General features: G+C 77.2%; 22 protein-coding genes. 16 read left to right on the top strand and 6 right to left on the bottom strand.

The features are described from left to right. Positions 1-50: 50 nt before the first annotated feature. The 8 genes from K2F47_RS35210 (at position 51) to K2F47_RS35170 (ending at position 7,222) form a co-directional block, all read left to right on the top strand. Positions 51-1,064: a helix-turn-helix transcriptional regulator gene (locus K2F47_RS35210; RefSeq protein WP_242910486.1), complete on the top strand. Its 1,014-nt coding sequence runs from the start codon at positions 51-53 to the stop codon at positions 1,062-1,064. 67 nt (positions 1,065-1,131) lie between these two features. After that, positions 1,132-1,941 carry an IclR family transcriptional regulator gene (locus K2F47_RS35205; protein ID WP_242910485.1) on the top strand — a complete coding sequence of 270 codons (810 nt, stop codon included), beginning with the start codon at positions 1,132-1,134 and terminating at the stop codon, positions 1,939-1,941. A 150-nt stretch (positions 1,942-2,091) separates the two neighbouring features. After that, complete coding sequence (locus K2F47_RS35200) at positions 2,092-3,111, top strand: NAD-dependent epimerase/dehydratase family protein (protein WP_242910484.1); 1,020 nt, start codon at positions 2,092-2,094, stop codon at positions 3,109-3,111. A 37-nt stretch (positions 3,112-3,148) separates the two neighbouring features. Beyond that, positions 3,149-3,817, top strand: a complete 669-nt coding sequence (locus K2F47_RS35195) for a glycosyltransferase family 2 protein (RefSeq protein WP_242910483.1) — start codon at positions 3,149-3,151, stop codon at positions 3,815-3,817. Further along, on the top strand, positions 3,814-4,668 hold the full coding sequence (locus tag K2F47_RS41095) for a TIGR04282 family arsenosugar biosynthesis glycosyltransferase (RefSeq protein WP_308198521.1): 855 nt from the start codon (positions 3,814-3,816) through the stop codon (positions 4,666-4,668). Before K2F47_RS35195 ends, K2F47_RS41095 begins: the two co-directional genes overlap by 4 nt. Beyond that, on the top strand, positions 4,665-5,282 hold the full coding sequence (locus tag K2F47_RS35180) for a class I SAM-dependent methyltransferase (RefSeq protein ID WP_242910482.1): 618 nt from the start codon (positions 4,665-4,667) through the stop codon (positions 5,280-5,282). The genes K2F47_RS41095 and K2F47_RS35180 overlap by 4 nt, the downstream gene beginning before the upstream one ends. After that, positions 5,258-6,658, top strand: coding sequence for a hypothetical protein (locus K2F47_RS35175; RefSeq protein WP_242910481.1), 1,401 nt, complete (start codon positions 5,258-5,260; stop codon positions 6,656-6,658). Before K2F47_RS35180 ends, K2F47_RS35175 begins: the two co-directional genes overlap by 25 nt. Positions 6,659-6,778: 120 nt before the next feature. Beyond that, positions 6,779-7,222, top strand: a complete 444-nt coding sequence (locus K2F47_RS35170) for a DoxX family protein (protein ID WP_242910480.1) — start codon at positions 6,779-6,781, stop codon at positions 7,220-7,222. Between the two features lie 55 nt (positions 7,223-7,277). Here K2F47_RS35170 and K2F47_RS35165 read toward each other — a convergent pair whose 3' ends face one another. Continuing rightward, positions 7,278-8,369, bottom strand: coding sequence for a 3-oxoacyl-ACP synthase III family protein (locus K2F47_RS35165; protein WP_242910479.1), 1,092 nt, complete (start codon positions 8,367-8,369; stop codon positions 7,278-7,280). Between the two features lie 156 nt (positions 8,370-8,525). Between K2F47_RS35165 and K2F47_RS35160 the strand changes: the two genes are divergently transcribed. The 3 genes from K2F47_RS35160 (at position 8,526) to K2F47_RS35150 (ending at position 12,252) form a co-directional block, all read left to right on the top strand. Further along, positions 8,526-9,611: an ACP S-malonyltransferase gene (locus K2F47_RS35160; protein WP_242910478.1), complete on the top strand. Its 1,086-nt coding sequence runs from the start codon at positions 8,526-8,528 to the stop codon at positions 9,609-9,611. Continuing rightward, on the top strand, positions 9,601-11,508 hold the full coding sequence (locus K2F47_RS41090; RefSeq protein ID WP_272497908.1) for an acyl-CoA dehydrogenase: 1,908 nt from the start codon (positions 9,601-9,603) through the stop codon (positions 11,506-11,508). The genes K2F47_RS35160 and K2F47_RS41090 overlap by 11 nt, the downstream gene beginning before the upstream one ends. A gap of 168 nt (positions 11,509-11,676) precedes the next feature. Next, positions 11,677-12,252: a TerD family protein gene (locus K2F47_RS35150; protein ID WP_242910477.1), complete on the top strand. Its 576-nt coding sequence runs from the start codon at positions 11,677-11,679 to the stop codon at positions 12,250-12,252. A 107-nt stretch (positions 12,253-12,359) separates the two neighbouring features. Here the strand turns inward: K2F47_RS35150 and K2F47_RS35145 are convergent, their stop codons facing one another. After that, the gene (locus K2F47_RS35145) at positions 12,360-12,788 is read right to left on the bottom strand and encodes a RidA family protein (protein WP_242910476.1); all 429 of its coding nucleotides are present in this window, start codon (positions 12,786-12,788) and stop codon (positions 12,360-12,362) included. A gap of 46 nt (positions 12,789-12,834) precedes the next feature. Between K2F47_RS35145 and K2F47_RS35140 the strand changes: the two genes are divergently transcribed. The 3 genes from K2F47_RS35140 to K2F47_RS35130 all read left to right on the top strand — a co-directional run bounded on the left by K2F47_RS35140 (position 12,835) and on the right by K2F47_RS35130 (position 15,357). Continuing rightward, a complete protein-coding gene (locus K2F47_RS35140) occupies positions 12,835-13,620 on the top strand; it encodes an HAD-IIA family hydrolase (protein ID WP_242910475.1) in 786 nt (261 codons plus the stop codon). Between the two features lie 291 nt (positions 13,621-13,911). Further along, positions 13,912-14,658 carry a DUF3152 domain-containing protein gene (locus K2F47_RS35135; protein WP_242910474.1) on the top strand — a complete coding sequence of 249 codons (747 nt, stop codon included), beginning with the start codon at positions 13,912-13,914 and terminating at the stop codon, positions 14,656-14,658. 72 nt (positions 14,659-14,730) lie between these two features. After that, the gene (locus K2F47_RS35130) at positions 14,731-15,357 is read left to right on the top strand and encodes an IMPACT family protein (protein ID WP_242910473.1); all 627 of its coding nucleotides are present in this window, start codon (positions 14,731-14,733) and stop codon (positions 15,355-15,357) included. An 11-nt stretch (positions 15,358-15,368) separates the two neighbouring features. Here K2F47_RS35130 and K2F47_RS35125 read toward each other — a convergent pair whose 3' ends face one another. Both K2F47_RS35125 and K2F47_RS35120 read right to left on the bottom strand, forming a co-directional pair. Next, entirely contained in the window at positions 15,369-16,364 is a 996-nt protein-coding gene (locus tag K2F47_RS35125; protein ID WP_242910472.1) for a GlxA family transcriptional regulator, read from the bottom strand. Between the two features lie 12 nt (positions 16,365-16,376). Further along, the gene (locus K2F47_RS35120; protein ID WP_242910471.1) at positions 16,377-16,958 is read right to left on the bottom strand and encodes a cysteine hydrolase family protein; all 582 of its coding nucleotides are present in this window, start codon (positions 16,956-16,958) and stop codon (positions 16,377-16,379) included. Positions 16,959-17,266: 308 nt separating this feature from the next. On the opposite strand from K2F47_RS35120, the gene K2F47_RS35115 reads away from it, so the two are divergent. Next, on the top strand, positions 17,267-18,502 hold the full coding sequence (locus K2F47_RS35115; RefSeq protein WP_242910470.1) for a serine hydrolase domain-containing protein: 1,236 nt from the start codon (positions 17,267-17,269) through the stop codon (positions 18,500-18,502). Between the two features lie 136 nt (positions 18,503-18,638). Beyond that, on the top strand, positions 18,639-19,895 hold the full coding sequence (locus K2F47_RS35110) for a carboxylate-amine ligase (protein ID WP_272497906.1): 1,257 nt from the start codon (positions 18,639-18,641) through the stop codon (positions 19,893-19,895). 64 nt (positions 19,896-19,959) lie between these two features. Here the strand turns inward: K2F47_RS35110 and K2F47_RS35105 are convergent, their stop codons facing one another. Together K2F47_RS35105 and K2F47_RS35100 are read right to left on the bottom strand one after the other, a co-directional pair. Then, a complete protein-coding gene (locus tag K2F47_RS35105; RefSeq protein ID WP_242910469.1) occupies positions 19,960-20,214 on the bottom strand; it encodes a hypothetical protein in 255 nt (84 codons plus the stop codon). A 126-nt stretch (positions 20,215-20,340) separates the two neighbouring features. Continuing rightward, entirely contained in the window at positions 20,341-21,390 is a 1,050-nt protein-coding gene (locus tag K2F47_RS35100) for an NAD-dependent epimerase/dehydratase family protein (RefSeq protein WP_242910468.1), read from the bottom strand. Positions 21,391-21,571: the final 181 nt, after the last annotated feature.

Below are 21,571 nucleotides of genomic sequence, written 5' to 3'. Positions count from 1 at the left end.
GGAGGCAATGAGGTCAGGTTCTGGCCGCATTGCGCGGCATACTGGGGAGCGTGACCGAGACCACCGTTGAGACCACCACTGGGACCGCCGTTGAGACCGCGTCGGGCACCACGTCGGGCCGGCTGCTGCACCTGCTGTCGCTGCTCCAGGCGCGGCGGGAGTGGACGGGCCCGGAGCTGCGGGAGCGGCTCGGGGTGAGCGCCCGTACCGTCCGCCGGGACGTGGAGCGGCTGCGCGCGCTCGGCTACCCGGTGCTGGCCACGCTCGGCGCGGCGGGCGGGTACCGGCTGGAGGCGGGGACCGCGATGCCGCCGCTGCTGCTGGACGACGAGGAGGCGCTGGCGATCGCGGTGGGGCTGCGGGGCGCGGCGGGCGGCGCGGTGGCGGGGATCGAGGAGTCCTCCGTCCGGGCGCTGGCGAAGCTGGAGCAGGTGCTGCCCGAGCGGCTGCGGCGCCGGGTGAACGCGCTGCACGCGGCGACGACGCCGCTGACCGGCCCGCCCGCCGGGCCGGTGGTGGAGCCCGCGGCGCTGACGGTGCTGGCCGCCGCGTGCCGGGACCGGGAGCGGCTGCGGTTCGGGTACCGGGACCGCGACGACACCGAGTCCGGCCGGCTGGTGGAGCCGTACGGGCTGGTGTCGGCGGGGCGCCGCTGGTACCTGGTCGCGTGGGACACCGGGCGGAGCGGCTGGCGGACGTTCCGCGTCGACCGGATGCGCGATCCGCGCGGGACGGGGGTGCGGTGCGCGCCGCGGGAGCTGCCCGCGCCCGACGCCGCCGCGTTCGTGACGCGGTCGCGGGCGGGGGACCGTCCCGTCCGGCGCGCGGTGCTGGTCGTGCACGCCTCGGCCGAGGAGCTGGCGGACCGGTTCCGGGTGACGGGCGCGGAGGTCGAGCCCGTCGACGAGCGGACCTGCCTGCTGCGCACCGAGCCCGACTCCCTGGAGTGGACGGCGCTGCGCATCGCGTTCCTGGACCTGGAGTTCGAGGTGCGCGAGCCGCCCGAGCTGGCCGCGCGCCTCGCCGACCTGGGCCGCCGCCTGCTGCGCGCGTCCGGAGAGTGAGCGCCGGGGCGCCCGGGGCGCGGCCCCTGCGGTGGGGGTGGCGCGTTCCGGTGCGAGGATGGGAGCCGTGACCGAGGAGAGCGACGGGCGCGGGGCGGCGGGGCGGCCCACGCCGGGAACGCAGTCGGTGGACCGTGCCGTCGCGGTGCTGCGGTCCTTCGAGGGAGCGGCGCGGCAGACGCCGACGGAGGTCGCGCACCGGCTGGGGCTGTCGGTCAGCACCGCGCACCGGATCGTCCGGGCCCTGCACGACACGGGGATGCTGGGCCGGGACGCGCTGACCGAGCGGTACTTCCTCGGCCCGACCACCGCGATCCTCGGGCGGCTGGCGCTGGAGCGGATGGGGACCACGCTGCTCCAGCCGGAGCTGACCGCGCTGCGGGACGGGACGGGGGAGGCGGTCAGCCTCGGGGTGCGGGTGGGCGACGAGGTCGCCGTCCTGCTGCATCTGCCCTCGGCGCATCCGCTGCGCTACGACCAGCCGCCCGGGGCGCGCAACCCGATCCACGGGTGCGCGATGGGCAAGGCGCTGCTGGCCTTCGCCGACATCGACGGCGACGGCGCCGACGCGGCGGTCGCGATGGCGGAGCCGTACCGCCGCTACACCCCGGCGACCCTCACCACCCGCGCGGCGCTGGAGGCCGATCTGGCCCGCGTGCGCGAGCGCGGCTACGCGCTCAACGAGGAGGAGCGCATCATCGGGGTCCGCGCGGTCGCGGCGCCGGTGCGCGACGGGTCGGGGCGGGTGTTCGCGGCGGTGGCGTTGCAGGGCCCGGCGGTGCGGTTCGGCCCGGACCGGATGCCCGGCCTGACCGAGGCGGTGCTGGCGGCGGCGGGCCGCCTGACCGCTCTGCACCGGCATCTGCCCGGCGCCTGAGGCGCGCCCGAGGCCGGCCCGAAGGGTGCCTGGGGGGCGTGCCGCTCGCGTGCCATCGCGGGGGCGGAGTTCTTACAAGGTTCGAACAAGGAGCGGCGGCGGGCCGTTGCGGGCCGCCGCGCGGGGGCGCCGCGTCCTAGTTTCGTCGGCATGGACGTACTGCTCACCGGGTCGGCCGGTTTCATCGGTTCGCACATCGCCGAGGCGCTGACCGCCTCGGGACATCGGGTCCGGGGCCTGGACACGCGGCCCGACGGGCTCGGGGACGGGCCGGGCGACGTCCGCGACGCCGCGGTGGTCGCGCGGCGGCTGGCGGGCGTGGACGCGGTGTGCCACCAGGCGGCGATGGTGGGGCTCGGCGTGGACGCCTCCGACCTGCCCGCCTACGCGTCGGTGAACGTGCAGGGGACGGCGGTGCTGCTGGCGGAGATGGCCCGCGCGGGGGTGGGCGCGCTGGTGCTGGCGTCCTCGATGGTGGTGTACGGGGAGGGCGCCTACTCCTGCGGGCGGCACGGGCGGGTCCGGCCCGGGCCGAGGACGGAGGAGGCGTTGCGGGCGGGCCGGTTCGAGCCGCCGTGCCCGGTGTGCGGGAGCCCCCTGGAGCCGGGGGCGGTCGGTGAGGAGGCGGCGCCCGATCCCCGCAACGTCTACGCCGACACCAAGCTCGCGCAGGAGCATCTGGCGGCGTCGTGGGCGCGGATGGCGGGCGGGTCGGTGGCGGCGCTGCGGTACCACAACGTGTACGGGCCGCGGATGCCGCGCGACACCCCCTACGCGGGGGTGGCGGCGCTGTTCCGGTCGCGGCTGCTGGCGGGGGAGGCGCCGCTGGTGTTCGAGGACGGGGCGCAGCGCCGCGACTTCGTGCACGTCCGCGACGTCGCCCGCGCGAACGTGCTGGCGCTGGAGCGGCTCGCGGACGCGCCGCCGGGCGGGGCGCGCGCCTACAACGTCGCCAGCGGCGAGCCCCGCACGGTCGGGGAGATGGCGGCGGCGCTGGCGGGCGCGCTGGGCGGCCCGGCGCCGCGGGTGACCGGCGGTTACCGGCTGGGGGACGTGCGGCACATCGTGGCGCGCTCCGACCGGGCGCGCGAGGAGCTGGGGTTCCGCGCGGCGGTGGCGTTCGCGGACGGGGTCGCGGAGTTCGCGCGGCAGCCCGTCACGAGTTCGTAAGGGTCGTTCCGGTGTCACCGAAAGTAGCGTCGGGCTCGTGATCGATGTGGTGCTTCCCTGCCTCGACGAGGCCGAGGCGTTGCCCTGGGTGCTGGCGCGGATGCCGGACGGCTTCCGGGCGCTGGTGGTCGACAACGCCTCCACCGACGACTCCGCGCGCGTGGCCGCGGACCTTGGCGCGCGGGTGATCCCCGCCCCGGTGCGCGGGTTCGGCGCGGCCTGCCACGCGGGGCTGGCGGCGGCGACCGCGGAGGTGGTGTGCGTGATGGACGCCGACGCGTCGCTGGACCCGGCGGATCTGCCCCGGCTGGTGGCCGCGCTCACGGAGGTGGAGGCGGCGGGCGCGCCGGGGCTGGTGCTGGGGCGGCGGCGTCCGGTGGGGCGCGGCGCGTGGCCGCCGCACGCGCGGCTCGGCAACGCCGTGCTGGCGCGGTCGCTGAACCGGCGGGCCGGGACGCGGCTGCGCGACCTCGGGCCGATGCGGGCGGCGCGCCGCGCGGACCTGCTGGCGCTGGGGCTGGCCGACCGCCGGTTCGGATACCCGCTGGAGATGGTGCTGCGCGCGGCCCGCGCGGGCTGGCGGATCGCCGAGCTGGACGTGCCCTACCGGCCGCGGACGGGGGCGTCGAAGGTGACCGGGACGGTCGGCGGGACGGTGCGCGCCGTCCGCGACATGCGGCGGGTGCTGGCCGAGGCGGCCTCGTGAGCGCGCCGACCATGGGAACCGCCGACCTGCTGGTGATCGCCAAGGAGCCCGTGGCGGGCCGGGTCAAGACGCGCCTCACCCCCGCCTACACGGCCGCCGAGGCGGCGGCGCTGGCGGAGGCGGCGCTGCGGGACACCCTCGCGGCGGTCGCCGCGGCGCGGGCGGGACGGCGGACGCTGGTGCTGGACGGGGCGCCGGGGCCGTGGCTGCCGGAGGGCTTCGCGGTGTGCGCGCAGCGCGGCGGCGGGCTGGACGAGCGGCTCGCGCACGCGTTCGCCGACGTGTACGCGGGCCGTCCGCTGGTGCTGGTGGGGATGGACACCCCGCAGGTGACCCCCGCACTGCTGGAGCGGGCATGCGCCGCGCTAACACCGGCCGGGGCGGGGTCGGGCCATACGGCGGTGTCAGATTACGAGGCGGTGTCGGGACACCGGGCGGAGCCAAGACACAAGGCGCAGCCAAGACACGGGGCGGAGCCGGGACACGGGGCGGAGCCGGGACACGAGGCGGAGCCGGGACACGAGGCGGAGCCGGGACACGAGGCGGAGCCGGGTTGCGGGGCGGTGTCGGGGTGCGAGGCGGTGTTCGGGGGGGCGGCCGACGGCGGGTTCTGGCTGTTGGGGTTGCGCCGACCGGACGCCGCGCTGCTGCGCGGGGTGCCGATGTCGCGCGCCGACACCGGCGCGGCGGTGCTGGGCCGGTTGCGCGCGGCGGGCCTGCGGGTGGCGGAGCTGCCGGTGCTGAGGGACGTGGACACCCCCGCCGACGCCGCGGCGGTCGCGGCGGACGCGCCGGACGGGGAGTTCGCGGCGGCGGTGCGGGCGCTCGGGGCCAGGACCGTCCCGGCATGATCGGGGAGCTGTACGAGGAGGCGCTGCGGGGCGGGGCGCGGGTGGAGATCGAGCACGCCGACGGTCGGCGCCGTCCGCTGCCGGTGTGGGAGTGGCTGGCGCCGCGTCCGGGCGACGCCGGGCTGCTGCGGCGGTGCGCGGGTGCGACGCTGGACGTGGGGTCGGGGCCGGGGCGGCTGACGGTGGCGCTGGCCCGCCGGGGCGTCCCGGTGCTGGGCATCGACGTCGCGCCCGCGGCGGTGGCGCTGACGGTGGCGGCGGGCGGTCCGGCGCTGGTGCGGGACGTGTTCGGGCGGGTGCCGGGCGCCGGGCGCTGGGAGAGCGTGCTGCTGGCCGATGGGAACGTGGGGATCGGGGGTGACGCCGAGGCGCTGCTGCGCCGCATCGCGATGCTGCTGGCGCCCGGCGGGCGGGTGCTGGTGGAGGTGGACCCGCCGGGCGGCGGCGCGCGCGTGGAGCCGTTGCGGCTGCGGTCGGGCCGGGCGGTCGGCGAGTGGTTCGCGTGGGCGCGCGTCCCGGTGGACGCGGTCGCGGGGCCGGCGGCGGCGTGCGCGCTGCGGGTGGCGGAGGTCTGGGAGGAGGCGGGCCGGTGGTTCGCCACGTTGACCCGCTGACCGGGCGCGGCTCCTCGGCGGCGCGGCGCCGCCTGGGGCGTCCGGGGCGGCGCGCCGTGCGGGTGGGGGCGGTGGCGGTGTGGGCGGCGGGGATCGCGGCGGCGTTCGCCGTCGGCTGGTGGCTGCGGCGCGCGGGGCTGGCCACCGAGGACGCGCTGCCGCCGCTGCACGCGCGGCTGCGGGGGCATCCGCTGACGTGGCGGATGCTGCCCGCGCTGGCGGTGGCGGCGGCCGGGGTGGCCGTGCTGCCCGCGCTGGCGTCGCGGCTGGGGTGGCGGGCGCTGCCGTGGGTCGCGTGGGCGGGGGCGGCGCTGTGGGCGGCGGCGCTGGCGGTGAGCGACGGGCCGGGCGCGCTGGCGGGGCCGCTGGAGGCGCCGACGGAGTATCCGGCGGGACTGGCGCAGGTGCGTCCCGACCCGGCGGAGTGGCTGCGGACCTTCACCGAGCGGCTCGGCGGCTACACCACGCACGTGCGGGGGCATCCGCCGCTGCCGGTGCTGGTGCTGTGGCTGCTGGAGCGGGCGGGCCTCGCCGGGACGGGCTGGGCGGCGGCGCTGGTGGTCGCGGCGGGGTCGTCGGCGGCGGCGGCGATCGCGGTGACGGTGCGGGAGCTGGCGGGCGAGCGGGCGGCGCGCGCGGCGGTCCCGTTCCTGGTGCTCGCTCCGCTGGGGGTGTGGGTCGCGACGTCGATGGACGCGCTGTTCCTGGGCGTGGGCGCGTGGGGGACGGCGCTGGCGGCGCTGTCGGCGCGGCGCCGTCCGGCGCGTCCGGCGGCGCGGGTGGCGGCGGCGGTGGGCGCGGGGGTGCTGCTGGGGTGCCTGCCGTATCTGAGCTACGGGCTGCTGCCGCTGTTCGCGGTGCCGCTGGCGGTGCTGGCGCTGGCGCGTCCCCGCCCGGTGGCGCTGGCGGGGCTGTGCGCGGGGCTGGTGGTGGTGCCGGCCGCGTTGACGGCGGGGGGTTTCTGGTGGCCCGAGGGGGTCCGCGCGACGCTGGACACCTACCTGGTCAGCCGGGGGTCGGCGCAGCGCTCCTACGGCTACTTCCTGTTCGCGGACCTGGCGGTGCTGGGGCTGCTGGTGGGCCCGGCGGTCGCCCGCGCGGTGCCGGACGCGGTCGCGGCGGTGTACCGGACGGCGCGGACGCGGGCCAGGCTGCCGGGGCTGGGGGTGGCGCTGCCGGTGTGCGCGGCGCTGGCGGGGATGCTCGCACTGGACCTGTCGGGCGTCACCAAGGGGGAGGTGGAGCGGATCTGGCTGCCGTTCGCGGCGTGGCTGCTGCCCGCCGCGTCGCTGCCCGGGCCGCCGTCGCGGTGGTGGCTGGCGGCGCAGGCGGCGACGGCGCTGGCCGTCCAGGCGCTGGTGTTGTCGCCCTGGTGACGCGCGGCGAAGACGTCCGCGGAAAAAGTTCGGCGGGGATGTCGAACGGGGCCGGGCCCGTGCGACGCGTCGGTGAGAGCCGATGAGACGCATCGCGCACCGCACGAAGGGACCACGATCATGGCCGCCATCCCCTCCACCGCCCCCGCCCTCTCGCAGGACGCCCCGCAAGGCGCGCGCCGCACGCTCCGGAAGGTGCTGTGGGGGGCGCAGATCCTGCTCGCGGTGTTCCTGTTCGCCGGGTCGGCGCTGCCGAAGTTCGCCGGGCAGGCCGATGCCGTCCGGACGTTCGAGGAGATCGGGTGGGGCCAGTGGTTCCGGTACGTGACGGGCGCGGTCGAGGCGGCGGGCGCGGTCGGGCTGGTGGTGCCCCGGCTCGCGGGCCTCGCGGCGGCGGGGCTGGTCGGGCTGATGGCGGGGGCGGTGGCGACGCAGCTGCTGGTGCTGGACGCGCCGTGGGCGGCGCTGCCGGCCGCGTTCGCGGTGCTGTTCGCCGTGATCGCGTGGGACCGCCGCGCCGGGTCCCGCGACCTGCTGCGGTCGCTGGTTTCGCCGCGCCGCTGATCCCCGCCCGGGCGGCCCGGGCGGGTGGCTCCGGGCCGCCGGTGGGCGTCCGGGGTCAGGCGGGGGGCCAGGTGATGAGGGCGCGGCCCCAGGTCACGCCCGCGCCGAACCCGGTGAGCAGGACGAGGTCGCCGCCCTTGAGGCCGCGGGCGCGGACGGCGGCGTCCAGGGCGTGGGGGAGGCTCGCGGCGCCGATGTTGCCGGCGTCGCGTCCGGCGATGGCGAGCTGGCCGGGCTCCAGCCCCGCCTGGGCGGCCAGCGAGGCGACCAGCCGCGGGTTGGGCTGGTGGGGGACGACCAGCGCGAGGTCGGCGGGTTTGATCCCGGCGTCCTCGCACGCCTCGGCGACCAGGCGGGGGAAGACGCCGGAGATGAAGTCGCGGACGGCGCGCGCGTCCATGCGGATGGTGTGGCCGAGCGCGGCGAGGGTCTCGGGCGCGGCGGGGGCGCGGCTGCCGCCGGCGGGGATGAGGACGTCGCCGGCGCGGGTGCCGTCCGACCCGAGGGTGATCGGCCCGATCCCGTACGGGGCGGGCGCGGGGCCGATCACGGCGGCGGCGGCGCCGTCGCCGAACAGCGCGCAGGTGGCGCGGTCGGCGGGGTCCAGGAACCGCGAGTAGACCTCGGCGCCGACGACCAGGGCGTACGGGGCGGCGCCGCGCTGGGTGGCCAGCCATCCCACGGCGGCCTGGAGCCCGTACAGGAACCCGGTGCAGGCGGCGGAGACGTCGAACGCGGCGGCGTTCCGGGCGCCCAGCAGCGCCTGGACGCGGCAGGCGGTGGAGGGGCCGAGCTCGTCGGGGGTGGAGGTGCCGAGGACGATGAGGCCGAGGTCGCCGGGGGCGAGCCCGGCCCGCTCCAGCGCGCGGCGGGCGGCGGGCGCGGCCAGGTCGGAGGCGGCCTGCGCGGGGTCGGCGACGTGCCGGGAGCGGATGCCGGTGCGGCTCTCGATCCAGTCGGCGGGCAGGCCCAGCGCGCGGGCGATGCCGTCGCTGGGCACGCGGCGGGACGGCAGGTAGGAGCCGGTGCCCCGGATCGTCCATCCCGGGGAGGGCTTTTCGGTCTCCGGCACGGCGATCCCCGGTACGGCCGTCTTCGGAGCGGCGGTGCGGGTTCGCGGCCGCGGGTCGGTCTGCCGCCAGGTCATGCGTCGCTCCCCTCCACCGGCGCGGGGCCGACGGTTGCCAGACTGATCCCACCTGTGAATAATCCCATTTCAGGGTTTTTGTTCCATATCAAAATTGCCCAGCGGCCTTTATCCGAAAAGAAAAGCAAGTCTTCCTTTCAGGTAAGGAGACCCCGCGTGTCGCTGTCCTTCCGTCCGGCCGAGGAGCTCAAGCCCGACGACGTCTGCGCCTTCCTCTTCGCCGGGACCGGCTCGGCGGGCGTACCCGACCTGGTCTCACCCGCGCGATGGTCGCCCGCCGCCGCGTGCGCGGTCGAGGACGTCGTGGACGCGGTGCAGGAGGGGCTGCCCCGTACGGGGTGGCCGTCGCTGCGCGCGATCCTGCTGGAGGACCCGGGCGGCTACCGGGCGGCGGCCCGCGCGCCGGGCGTCGCGCAGCTGTGCGGGTACGCCGCCTCGGTCGCGGTCGACCGGGCGCTGCGGGCGAGCGGGGTCCAGCCCGTCTACGCCGTCGGGCAGAGCTTCGGGGAGATCGCCGCGCTGGTGTGCGCGGGGGCGTTCGCGGTCGCCGACGGCGCGCGGATGGCCGTCGCGCTGGTGGAGGTGCTGGCGCGGCACGGCGCGGGCGGCGGCATGGTGATGCTGGAGGCCGGCGAGGACGCCGCCCGCGTGCTCATCGCGGCGGCGGACGCGCCGGAGGTGGTGGTGGCGTGCCTGAACGCGCCGGAGGCGACGGTGGTCAGCGGCCCCCGCGGCCCGCTGGAGGCGGTGCTGTCGGCGGCGGCGCGGCGGGGCGTGCGGGCTGCCCCGCTCGCGGTGCCCTACCTGTCGCACCACCCGGCGCTGGCGGGCGCCGAGGCGGAGTGGTACGCGTCAATCCGCGCGTTCCCGCAGCGGCCGCTGCGGGTGCGGGTGCACTCCCCGGTGCGGGGCCGCGCCTACACCGACGCCGACGACCTGCACCGGGCGCTGGCGGACTGCATCGTCCGGCCGGTGCGGCTGCCGGAGACCCTGCGCGCCGTCCACGCGGCGGGCGCGACGCTGTTCACCGAGGCGGGGCCGGGCGGTGCGCTGTGCCGGTGCGCGCGGCTGTCGGTGCCGGAGGCGCGGACCCTGGCGCCGCTGCGCGACCGGCGCTCCACCGGGGAACCGGCGGGCCCGCCCCCGGGCGGCGCGGCGGCCGGGGCCCCGGCCGAGGGCAAGGCGGCGGCGGGAATCTCCCCGCCGTCCGGGCGCGAGGGGGACCTCCACGATGGCCGCTGACATCGCCGCCGGCATCGCGAGCGACCCGGCCGACGGCTTCGGCGGCGGGCTCGACGCCGACCCCGATCCGGAGCTGCTGGAGTTCGTGCGCGGCACGGCGTCGCTGGACGCGGGGGCGCGGGCGTGGCTGGCCGAGGCCGTCCCGCCGGACTGCTTCGGGTACCCGCCCGGGCTGACCGCCGACGACCGGCTCGCGCTCACCTACGCGCGGCTGCGCCGCGCCGGGCGGGCCGCGCCGCCGGCGGCCGACCTGCTCGCCGACCCGCCGGCGCTGTGCGGGCTGCTGGAGCGCGCCGCGATCGCCGACCCGGCGCTGTTCCACGTCATGCTGCTGCACTACACGCTGGCGCTGGGCCCGATCCTGCGGTTCGGCGCGGGCCGGGAGGGGCCGGACGAACCGGGCGGACCGGGCGGCCCGGTCGGCCTGGGCGGTCTGGGGGCGGCGCGCGCGGCGCTGGAGTCGATGGAGGCGTTCGGGACGCTGCTGATGACCGAGGTGGGGCGCAGCAACAGCCACCTGTCGCCGCGCACGATCGCCCGGCACGACCCGGCGACGGGCGGGTTCGTGCTGAGCACCCCGGACGCGGCGGCGGCGAAGTTCCCCACCAGCGCGGGGCATCCCGGCGTCCCCAAGGTCGCGGCGGTGTACGCGACGCTGGTGCACGGGGGGACCGAGCGCGGGGTGTTCGTGTTCGTGGTGCCGGTGCGGGGTCCGGGCGGCGAGGTCCCCGCCGGGGTCCGGGTGGTCGCGGCGCCCGAGACCAGCGGGTTGCGGGTCGACTACGCGGCGGTGCTGCTGGACGACCTGCCCGTCCCCTACGAGGCGTGGCTGCGGGACGGCGCCCGCATCGGCCCCGACGGCGCGTTCCACGATCCGGCGGGGTCGGCGGCGGCGCGGCTGACGCGGTCGATGGGCGTCGCGCCGCCGGTGTGGCGGGCGGTAATCTCGGCGTCGGCGGCGGTGGCGCGCGCGTCGGCGGGGACGCTGCTGGCGCACTCGGCGGGGCGGGGGACGCTGGGGCGGCTCGGGCCGCGCCGTCCGTTGACCGACTACCGCAACCAGCGGGAGGCGGTGCTGGGCGCGCTGGCGTCGGCGTACGCGCTGACCGCCGTCGCCGGGCACGTCAAGGCGCGTCCGGCGCCCCCGCAGGGCGGGCCGGGTGGGCCGGGTACGGCGTGGGCGCCGTGGTCGGCGGTGGACCGGGACCTGGCGCTGCTGAAGGTCGCGGCGACCGTCCAGGCGCAGGAGACGGTGTCGCGGTGCCGGGTGCGCAGCGGCGCGCCGGGGTTCGCGGCGGTGGAGCGCCTCAACGCCTACCGGGGCCTCACGCACGCCTACCTGAACGCGGGCGGCGACAACGAGCTGATCCTCTACGACACGGCGCGGGCGATGGCGGACCTGGACCGCTACGTCCCGCCCGCCGCCGAGGAGGGCCCGCCCGACGGCGGGGACCTGGAGTCCCCGCGGGTGTGGCCGTACCTGGCGCGCCAGGCCGAGCGGCGGCTGCGCGACCGCCTCGCGCGCCGGGTGCAGGACGCGCGCCGCGCCGGACGCGACGACTTCACCGCCTGGAACGACAACCTGGCGTTGGCCGCGCGGACGGCGCGGGCGTGCGCGGACCGGACGGTGCTGGAGATCGTCGCGGGCGCCGCGGCGGCGGGCCCGCCGGTGCTGGCGCGGACGCTGGCCCTGTACGCGCTGGACTGGCTGGACGGCCGCGCCGGCGACCTGCTGAACGAGGGGGTCGTCCGGCCGGGGGTGCTGGAGGGGGTGGCGGCGGCGCGGCGGCGGGTGTGCGACGCGCTGGCGCCGGACGCGGCGGCGCTGGCGGCGGCGCTGGAGCTGCCCGCCGAGGTGTGCGCGCCGCCCGCGTCCTTCACCGGCGCGCACCGTTGACGCGGAGCATCGGCGCGGGCGGTCGCGGGCGGCTGACAGGGGGAAACGTCGACGCCACGCCGCGAGTTCGGAAAGGATGCGGGGGAACCCGCGCGAGGTGACTACCGTTCTCGTTACAGAGCGCGCGGGTGAAGGGCATCCGCGACGCGCGATACGGAGGTAGGCACAGTGGGAGTCAGTCTGAGCAAGGGCGGCAACGTTTCGTTGACGAAGGAGGCTCCCGGACTGACCGCCGTCGTGGTGGGTCTGGGCTGGGACGTGCGCACCACGACCGGGACCGACTTCGACCTCGACGCGAGCGCCCTGCTGTGCTCGGCGGAGAACAAGGTCCTGTCGGACCAGCACTTCGTGTTCTTCAACAACCTCAAGAGCCCCGACGGTTCGGTCGAGCACACCGGCGACAACCTGACCGGTGAGGGCGAGGGCGACGACGAGCAGATCAAGGTGGGGTTGAGCAGCGTCCCGGCCGAGGTGGCCAAGATCGTGTTCCCGGTCTCCATCTACGACGCCGACGGCCGCCAGCAGAGCTTCGGGCAGGTCCGCAACGCGTTCATCCGGGTGGTGAACCAGGCCGACGGCAACGAGATCGCGCGCTATGACCTGTCGGAGGACGCCTCGACCGAGACCGCGATGGTGTTCGGCGAGCTGTACCGCAACGGCGCGGAGTGGAAGTTCCGCGCGGTGGGCCAGGGGTACGCGGCTGGTCTGGCGGGGATCGCCTCCGACTTCGGCGTGAACGTCTGAGGACCGCCGGGACGGGATGAGCGCCGGGGCGCCGGGTTCCTTCGGAAACCCGGCGCCCCGGCGTTATCGGGCCGGGCCGGGCTGTGCCAGGGGCGGTGTCCGGGGCTTCAGCGGGGGACGACGGCCATGGCCTCGATCTCGACGAGGAACTCGTCGCGGACGAGGCGGGGCACTTCGACGAGCGAGGCGGCGGGCGACAGCCCCGGCGGGAGCAGTTCGGTGCGGACGGCGCGGACGACGCCGACCTGGCGGGCGTCGCGCAGGAAGTAGCCGAGCCGCACGACGTGCTCCCATCCGGCGCCCGCGGCGGTGAGCGCGGCGTGCAGGTTGGCGAACACCTGCCGGGTCTGGGCCTCCAGGTCGCCGGGGCCGACGAGGTCGCCGGCGGCGTCCACGGGGATCTGGCCGCTCAGCACGACCAGCCGGGCGGGCAGGTCGGCGGACACGGCGTGGCTGTAGCCGGGGCCGGGCGGCAGGTCGGGGCTGTCGATGTCGCGGATTCCGGTCCCGGCGCGGGGGCCGCTGTCGTCGTTCACCCGATCACGGTATCCGGTGGTGATCGTCACCTGCGACAATGGCCGCATGACCGAGCGCGGGCCGATCGACTACTGGCTGACGGACATGGACGGGGTGCTGGTGCACGAGGGGCGGCCCGTCCCGGGCGCCGACGAGTTCGTGCGGCGGCTGGCGGCCTCGGGCAAGCCGTTCCTGGTGCTGACCAACAACTCGATCTACACCCGGCGGGACCTGTCGGCGCGGCTGGCGGCGCTGGGGTTGGAGGTGCCGGCCGGGTCGATCTGGACGTCGGCGCTGGCCACGGCGCGGTTTCTGGCCGACCAGCGGCCGCAGGGGTCGGCGTATGTGATCGGTGAGGCGGGGTTGACGACGGCGCTGCACGAGGCCGACTTCGTGCTCACCGACATCGATCCCGACTATGTGGTGCTGGGCGAGACCCGCACCTACAGCTTCTCGCAGATCACGCGGGCGATCCGGTTGATCGAGGGCGGCGCGCGGTTCGTGGCGACCAACCCCGACCCGGTCGGCCCGTCGCCGGAGGGGTCGCTGCCGGCGTGCGGCGCGGTCGCCGCGATGATCACGCGGGCGACGGGGGTGGACCCCTACTTCGTGGGCAAGCCGAACCCGCTGATGATGCGGACGGCGTTGAACGTGGTGGGCGGGCACAGCGAGCGCACGGCGATGGTCGGCGACCGGATGGACACCGACATCGTGGCGGGCGTGGAGGCGGGGCTGGAGACGATCCTGGTGCTGACGGGGGTGACCCGCAAGGACGAGATCGAGCGGTTCCCGTTCCGTCCGTCGCGGGTGGTGCCGTCGATCGCGGACGTGATCGGCCTGGTCGGGGACTGACGGCGGCTGGGGACTGACGGCCGTCCTGTCCCTGCTCGGTCGGCTTTTCCGGTCCGTGGCGGGAGGTGCCCGTCCCGGGTGGTTTGGGCGGCGCGCGGTGGGCTAGGTTCCGGCGTGATCCATCGATTCGCGCCGGTGTCCCTTTTTCGGGTGGTTCTCCGGTGCCCGACGCCGTTGCGGGGGGCCGTGCGGAGGCCGAGCGATCCATCCGAACCGTCCGAACCGCGCCGTGGCCGGTGGCGGGGGTGGTGGCGTGCGCGCGGGTCTGCGGCGGGGCGGGCGGGGTGGCTGGTGTCGGGCGCCGTGGTGGTGACGCTGGGCGGGGACGCGGCGGTGACGCTGCCCGACGGCGGTGCGGCCGGTGTCCGGCCTGCCGATCCTTCGGAGCGGGGGCCGGGCGGTGCGGTGTCGGCGTTGGCTGCGGGCCCGGACGCGGCGGACCCCTCGGCGGGTCTCGCGGTGGGTCCGGTGGTGAACGGGCGGCGGCAGCCGGTGCGGGTGTGGGTGCCGGAGTCGGCGTCCGGCCGGTACGCGCGGGTGCCGGGGACGGCGGCGCCGCCGTCGGGGGCGCGGGGGATGCTCGTCCGGTACGGGGTGGAGGTGGAGGAGGGCCTGCCGGTGGACGGCGCGGAGTTCGCGGCGGAGGTGCACCGGGTGCTGAACGATCCGCGGGGGTGGGGGCATGGCGGGGTGCTGCGGTTCGAGCGGGTGGCGGGCGGTCCGGTGCGGTTCCGGGTGGCGCTGTCGAGTCCGGCGCTGACCGACCGGATGTGCGCGCCGCTGGTGACGGGCGGGGAGCTGTCATGCCTCAGCGGGGACCGCTCGGTGATCAACGCGCGCCGGTACGGGGAGGGCGCGGTGTCCTACGGCGCGGATCTGGCGTCCTACCGGGAGTATGTGATCGGCCATGAGGTGGGGCACGCGCTGGGGCACGGGCACGCGGGGTGCCCGGGGCGGGGGCGGCGGGCGCCGGTGATGGTGCAGCAGAGCAAGTCGCTGTACGGGTGCCGCGCGAACCCGTGGCCGTTCCCGGACTGACCGCGCGCGGGCGCGGCACCGCGCGGCGGGGCGCGGGCGGGGAGGCGGGCGGGGCCTAGACTCGGTGCGACCATGCGCATGATCAAGAGTGCGGGCTCGCGTGAGCTGGAGGTCCGCAGGTCCCGGTTCGTCTGCACGCTGGCGCGGGTGGGCGGTGAGGCGGAGGCGGTGGAGTTCCTGTCGGCGCACCGGCGGGCGCACCGGGACGCGACGCACAACTGCACCGCGTACGTGGTGGGGGAACGCGGGGAGATCGCCAAGAGCAGCGACGACGGCGAGCCGGCGGGGACGGCGGGGATCCCGATGCTGGAGGTGCTGGTGCGGCGGGGGCTGACCGGCACGGCGGCGGTGGTGACGCGGTACTTCGGCGGGGTGAAGCTGGGCGCGGGCGGGTTGGCGCGCGCCTACGGGCAGGCGGTCGCGGACGCGGTCGACGCGGTGGGGGTGGTGGAGCTGCGGCCGGTGGTGACGGTGACGGTGGGGGTGGAGCACGCGTTGGCGGGGCGTTTCCTGGGTGATCTGCATGGGCGGGGGCTGCGTCCGGGGGACGTCCGCTACGGGGCGGGGGTGGAGGCGGACGTGGTGGTGCCGGTGGAGGAGCTGGGGGTGTTCGAGGCGTGGGCGGCGGAAGCGACGGCGGGGCGGGCGCGGGTCCGGCGGGGCGCGGCGGGGTTCGTGGAGGTGCCGGTCACCGGTTGACGCGCCGCCGGTCAGGCGTTCGCGCGCGGGCCGGCGCCGACCGGGGTCGCGGCCGGGGTCGCGGCCGGGGTCGCGGCGGAAGTTGCGGGCGGGGCGGTGGGGTGGGCGGCGCGGAGGCGGCGGAGCATGCGGGCGTCGGCGAATCCGACGGCGTGGGCGGCGGCTTCGGTGGTGGCGCCCTGGGCGATGAGGTGTTCGGCGTGTTCCAGGCGTAGTTCCTGCTGGTAGCGCAGGGGGGTGCGGCCGGTGGCGGCGGTGAAGCGGCGGGTGAGGGTGCGTTCGCTGACGCCGGAGGCGGCGGCGAGGTCGGCGAGGGGCAGCGGGCGGGTGTAGCCGGTGTCGATGAGGTCCTGGGCGTGGTGGACGGCGTCGTTGAGGTGGGCGCGGTGCCGGAGCATGGCGCTGGCCTGGGGCTCGTCGCCGTTGCGGCGGGCGTAGACGACCATGGCGCGGGCGATGCGGGCGGCGGTGCCGGGGCCGTGCCGGGTGGCGGCCAGGTGCAGGGCGAGGTCGATGCCGCTGGCGATGCCGGCGGAGGTGACGACGCGGCCGTCGGTGACGTAGAGGACGTCGCGGACGACGGTGGCGCGGGGGTGGCGGCGGGCCAGGACGTCCTGGAGGCCGTGGTGGGTGGTACAGCGGCGGCCGTCCAGGAGCCCGGCGTGGCCGAGGGCGAACGCGCCGGCGCAGACGCTGGCGACCAGGCCGCCGGCGGCGTGGTGGGCGGCCAGGCGCGCGGCGGTGTCCGCGCCGATGGGCGGGGCGAGGGGGGCGGCGGGGTCCTGCCGCCAGCCGGGGACCAGAACGATGTCGTCGGCGGTGAGGCGGGGCCAGGCGGTGGTGGTCTGGACGGTGAGGCCCTGGGCGGTGGTGACGCCTTCCCGCTCGGCGACGTAGGCGAACCGGTAGGGGTGGCCGAGCTGGGCGGCGGTGGAGAACACCTGCGCGGGTCCGGCGAGGTCGAGCAGGTGCAGTCCGGGGACGAGCAGGAAGGCGATCTGGGTCACGATCCGGTCAGCCTACCCGGTGAGGGAGGCGAGGGTGGCGATCGTGGCGAACCGGCCGGCGAGGGCGTACTCGGTGCGGGCGATGATCTGGTCGGTGGGCAGGGTGGCGGGGTCGGCGAGCACCTCGGGCAGGGGCCGTCCGGCGGGGGCGTCGCGGTGGGGGATGGGGAAGGTGGCGGTGGCGTCGGTGACGAAGGTGACGGTGTAGCCGAGGTCGGCGGCCAGGCGGGCGGTGGTCTCGCAGCACTGCTCGGTCTGGATGCCGCAGATGACGACCTCGCGGATGCCGTGGGCGGTGAGGAGCCGCTGGAGTTCGGTGGTGGTGAAGGCGTTGCGGGAGGTCTTGGTGAGGACGGGTTCGCCCTCGCGCGGCTCCAGGCCCTCGATGGGGCGGACGTGGCCGGAGGCGGGGTCGAAGGGGCCGCCGGTGCCGGGCTCGGCGTGCAGGATCCACACGACCAGGTCGCCGGCGGCGCGGGCGGCGTCGGTGAGGCGGGCGGTGCGCGCGGCGATGTCGGGGGCGGACACGGCCTGCCACAACTCGCGCTGGCGGAAGGACTCCTGGACGTCGATGACGAGAAGCGCTCGGTTCATGCCGGTCATCCTGCCGGTCGGGCGGGTGCGGGGGCAGGCACCATCACGGCGCGATCCGGAACGATCTGGTCACCGGACTCCACACGGCGGGCCGGCCGGGGGGCGCCGTCCCGGCACGCCATCCGCCTCGCCCGCCGCGTCCCTCGATGCCGGAAATGCCCGGAGGGTCGGGGTTTTCGCGGGTGTATCGAAAGCCCCATACGCCGCCGCAACAGGTGTCCGTCTTGGGTGGGGGCGCGGGCCAGGGCGGCCCGCGCCGGGGGTAGGACGCCTCGGCTGCGGATGGTGATGTCGAGAGGGAGCGCGTTGTGGCATACGGGAACGTTCGTCCGCTGAGGAGGGCGGGTCTGGCCGCCGGTGTCGCCCTGGTGATGCTGGTGCCCGCCGGGCTCGCGTCCGCCGCGACCCCGGCCCGGACCAAGGCGCGCACCGGGACCGGGGCGGGGACCGGGATCGGGAACGTGCAGGAGGCGATGGAGGAGGCGGCGCGGACCCCCGGGGTGGTGGGCGTCGTCGGCGCCGCCTACGTCGACGGGAGGCTGGCCGGGCAGGGCAGCGGGGGCTCGCGGCTGCTGGGCGGGAAGGGCGGGCGGATCCCGCCCGGCGCCCGGTTCCGCGTCGGGTCGCAGACCAAGGAGATGGTGGCCACGGTCGTGCTCCAGCTGGTGCGGGACGGCCGGCTGGGGGTGGACGACAAGCTCGCCGACCTGCTGCCGGTGGTGGTGGAGAAGGACCTGGTGGCGCGGGCCGGCGAGGTCACGGTGCGGCAGATGATCCGGCACACCTCCGGCATCCCCGACTGGTACGCGGCCAAGCCGAACCCGGACGGGAGCGAGGGGGAGGAGCCGTCCTTCGACGTGTTCGACTTCACGACGACCTACTCCCCGCTCGACATCGTGGGGTGGAGCCGGGGGCGGCCGCGGACCGGGGAGCCGGGCGAGCGGTACTCCTACTCCAACACCAACTACACCCTCCTCGGGATGATCATCGAGCGGGTGACGGGGCGCGACCTGGCGACCGTGATGCACGAGCACCTGTTCGGCCCGCTGGGGATGACCGGAACGTACCTGCCGATGCGTCCGCCGGAGGGCATCCGGGGGCCGCACGGGCACGGCTACTACCCCGACGCCGAGGGCCGGCTGCGGGACGTGGACCGGTTCAACGCCAGCATCGCGGGGGCGGCCGGCGGGGTGGTGTCCACCGCGCACGACATGAGCGCCTACAAGCGCGCGTTCGTCCAGGGCAGGCTGCTGCCGCCGGAGCTCCAGCGGATTCTGACCGACCGCCTGCCCGGCGCCGCGCCCGCCCCGGGCGCCGTGGCCGCCGCGCCTGCCGTGCGTGCGGCGCGGGCGGCGGGCGGGGACCTGTGCGGGACGTTCATGGTGATGGGCGGGACCACCGCCGGCTACCTGGCGATGACCTTCTACTCCGAGGACGGCCGCCGCCAGTTCGCGGTGTCGGTGACCGTGAGCGGCAAGGACGTGAGCAAGGCGGGTGAGGCGGCGGGCAGGGCGATGGAGCGGGTGTTCTGCCCCGCCTCCTAGCGGCGGCCCCGGCGGGGCCGGGAGGCGCCGCCCCTCCCACCCCCCACCGGAAAGATCTTGGTAGGGGGTGGGAGGGGCGGTTTTGTTCGGGCATGTCCCGGGGTGACGGGGAGTGGTCGAACTGGGGGGAACCGGTATGGGTGATGCGGTGGTGGAGGCCTGCGCTCCGGGGGTGAGCCTGGGGGTGGAGGAGGAGTTCCTGCTGGTCGACGAGGTGACGGGCGAGTGCGTCCCGGGGGCGGAGGGGGTGCTGGCGCGGGCGCGCGGGCACCGCTGGGCGCGGGCGGGCGGCTCGTTCCAGACGGAGTTGCTGGCCTCGCAGGTCGAGGCGGCGACGGGGGTGTGCCTGGACGTGCCGGGGGTGGCGGCGCAGTTGCGGTTCGGGCGGGCGCGGCTGGCGGAGGCGGCGCGGGCGGGCGGGATGCGGCTGGTGTCCTCGGGCGGGCCGGTGCTGGGCGGGACTCCGCCGCCGCCGTCGCCGGGGGAGCGGTTCGCGCGGATCGCCACCGCCTACGGCACGGTGGTCGCCGACTACCAGGCGTGCGGCTGCCATGTGCACGTGGGGGTCGCGGACCGGGAGACGGCGGTGGCGGTGGTGAACCATCTGCGTCCGTGGCTGGCGGCGCTGCTGGCGTTGTCGGTGAACTCCCCGTTCGAGCACGGCCGCGACTCCGGTTACGCCAGCCACCGGATGGTGGAGCTGGTGCGGTTCCCGGGTGCGGGGACGCCGCCGTGGTCGGCGTCGGCGGCCGACTACGACCGGCGGGTGGAGGTGCTGGTGGAGTCGGGGGTGCTGGTGGACCCGGCGATGACGTTCTGGCTGGCGCGGCCGTCGCCGCGGTGGCCGACGGTGGAGGTGCGGGCGGCCGACGCGGCGGCGACCGCGGACGAGGCGGTGTTGCAGGCGGCGCTGACGCGGGGGCTGGTGGGCGCGGCGCTGGCCGACCTCGCGGCGGGGCGGGAGGCGCCGCGGCTGGACGAGCAGGTGTGCGCGGCGGCGCTGTGGGGCGCGGCGCGGCACGGGATGGACGGCCCGGCGCTGGACCCGCGCACCGGGCGGTCGGTTCCGGCGTGGCGGCTGGTGGGGGACCTGGTGGAGCGGGCGGCGCCGTCGCTGGCGCGGTCCGGGGACCTGGCGGGGGTGCGGGTGCTGGTGGAGGCGGTGCGGCGGGTGGGGACGGGGGCGCGGCGGCAGCGGCGGGCGGCGGCGCGGGGGAGGCGGGCGCTGCTGGAGGAGCTGGCGCGCGCCACCGAGTCGGGTGTGCTGCCGTCCGGGGCGTCCGGGGTGGGGGAGGAGCGGGGCGGCCTGGAGGCGGCGGTGGCTGTTCCCGGCGCCGGTGGCGGGCGGGGGCGGGTGGAGGACGCGGCGGAGGGCCCGGGCGGCCGGGCCTGACCACGCCGCTGGCCGCGTCCGCGCGGGCGCTGCGGGCGGCGGGTGCTGCGGGTGTTGCGGGTGGTCAGCCGCCGAGGATGTCGAGGCTGTCCAGGGCGGTGTCGAGGCGCTGGGCGAGGCGTTCGAGCTGCTCGTCGTTGGCGCCGGTGTCGAGTTCGGCGATGACGGCGTCCCGGGTGGTGATCACCATGACGTCGTCCGCGTCGGCGGCGGTGGCGGAGGGGACGACGGCGGGCCGTCCGGAGAGCAGGACCAGGGCGGCGCCGCGGTCGGTGGAGGCGAGCAGGGCGTGCAGGTGGGCGGGTGTGATCATGGGCATCGGGCGGCCTCCTCGTGCTGCGCGGGTGCGGGTTGCCGGGTTCGTGGAGTCGCGGGCGTCGTCATGGCTGTCCTGGTCGCCGGGGGTCGTCTGATGTCGTCTGATGTCGTCAGGGGCCGGGGGGTGTCAGGGTCGTTGGCGGAGGGTGGTGGAGACCTCGTGGGAGCGGGCGGGTCCGCTGGTGTCGGGGGACAGCGGCGGGGTGTCGCGTCCGGCGCCGGCGCGCAGGCCGTCCAGGAACTCGGTGATGGCGTCGCGGGCGGTGTGCCGGGGCGTCCAGCCGAGTTCCTCGCGGGCGCGGGTGGTGTCCATGAGCGGGACGCGCAGCGCGAGGTCGAGCAGGCCGGGGGAGGCGGGGACCAGCCGCAGGCCCCAGGCGGCGGCGAGCACCGCGCGGACGCCGCGGGCGGGGAGCCGGACGGGGCGGGCGTCCAGCAGCCCGGCGAGTTCGGTGGCGTCCAGGACGGGGTCGGCGGCGATGTTGAAGGCGCCGTGGGCGTCGCCGAGCGCGGCGAGCGCGAACGCCGCGCCCGCGTCGGCGGAGTGCAGGGCCTGGAGGCGCAGGCCGGGCAGGTCGGGCACGACGGGGATGAGGCCGGGCCGGACGAGGCGGCCGGGCAGCAGCGGCCCGGCGAACAGGCGGCGCTGCTGGGTGGCGGTCTGGCGTTCGAAGATGAACCCGGGGCGGATCCGCACGACGCGGCGTTCGGGGTGGCGGGCCTGGTGGGCGTCCAGGAGCCGTTCGACGTAGGCCTTCTCGCGGCTGTAGGCGGCGCCGGGCCAGCCGTGGGTGGGCCAGGACTCGTCGACGGCGCGGTCCTTGGGGCCGGGGGAGTAGGCGCCGATGGAGGAGGAGTAGACCAGGGCGGGGACGTCGGCGGCCGCGGCGGCGTCGAACACGCGGGCGCTGCCGACGGCGTTGGCGTCCCAGGTGACGGCGGGCCGGTGGGTGGGCTGGAACAGCCACGCCAGGTGGATCAGGACGTCGGCGCCGCGGAGCAGGGGGACCAGGTCGGTGTCGGTGATGTCGGCGGCCTCCCAGGTGGTCTTGGGGGCCTCGCCGTGGGGGCGGCGGCGCGCGATGCCGGTGATGGAGGTGACGCGCGGGTCCGCGGCGAGCGCGCGGAGCGTGTTGGTCCCGATGTTGCCGGTGGCGCCGGTGACGACGACCCGCATGGTGAACTCCCCCGTTTCGGCCCGGTGATCTGGTCGTCCGGTGGTCAGGTGGACGGGTCGGGCCCATTCCCGCCTGGCGGCGTTGTATGCGCCGGGTGCGCGCCGGGGTGCGCGCCGCGTTGGGCGGGTGGGTGAGGACCGGTGCGGGCGCCGTTCCCGCCCCCCGGCGGTCGCGGGGGGC

Origin of the sequence: Actinomadura terrae (assembly GCF_022751215.1) — a bacterium.
Taxonomy (GTDB): domain Bacteria; phylum Actinomycetota; class Actinomycetes; order Streptosporangiales; family Streptosporangiaceae; genus Spirillospora; species Spirillospora terrae.
Note: the sequence above shows the minus strand (reverse complement) of the source record. Positions and strands in the feature narration are given on the sequence as shown.

What these genes read in the sequence shown, in the direction of transcription:
- K2F47_RS35200 (WP_242910484.1), top strand. Translation starts at nt 2,092, where the DNA reads ATGGACGTACTGCTCACCGGGTCGGCCGGTTTCATCGGTTCGCACATC.
- K2F47_RS35180 (WP_242910482.1), top strand. Translation starts at nt 4,665, where the DNA reads ATGATCGGGGAGCTGTACGAGGAGGCGCTGCGGGGCGGGGCGCGGGTG.
- K2F47_RS35170 (WP_242910480.1), top strand. Translation starts at nt 6,779, where the DNA reads ATGGCCGCCATCCCCTCCACCGCCCCCGCCCTCTCGCAGGACGCCCCG.
- K2F47_RS35165 (WP_242910479.1), bottom strand. Translation starts at nt 8,369, where the DNA reads ATGACCTGGCGGCAGACCGACCCGCGGCCGCGAACCCGCACCGCCGCT.
- K2F47_RS41090 (WP_272497908.1), top strand. Translation starts at nt 9,601, where the DNA reads ATGGCCGCTGACATCGCCGCCGGCATCGCGAGCGACCCGGCCGACGGC.
- K2F47_RS35140 (WP_242910475.1), top strand. Translation starts at nt 12,835, where the DNA reads ATGACCGAGCGCGGGCCGATCGACTACTGGCTGACGGACATGGACGGG.
- K2F47_RS35130 (WP_242910473.1), top strand. Translation starts at nt 14,731, where the DNA reads ATGCGCATGATCAAGAGTGCGGGCTCGCGTGAGCTGGAGGTCCGCAGG.
- K2F47_RS35120 (WP_242910471.1), bottom strand. Translation starts at nt 16,958, where the DNA reads ATGAACCGAGCGCTTCTCGTCATCGACGTCCAGGAGTCCTTCCGCCAG.
- K2F47_RS35110 (WP_272497906.1), top strand. Translation starts at nt 18,639, where the DNA reads ATGGGTGATGCGGTGGTGGAGGCCTGCGCTCCGGGGGTGAGCCTGGGG.
- K2F47_RS35105 (WP_242910469.1), bottom strand. Translation starts at nt 20,214, where the DNA reads ATGCCCATGATCACACCCGCCCACCTGCACGCCCTGCTCGCCTCCACC.
- K2F47_RS35100 (WP_242910468.1), bottom strand. Translation starts at nt 21,390, where the DNA reads ATGCGGGTCGTCGTCACCGGCGCCACCGGCAACATCGGGACCAACACG.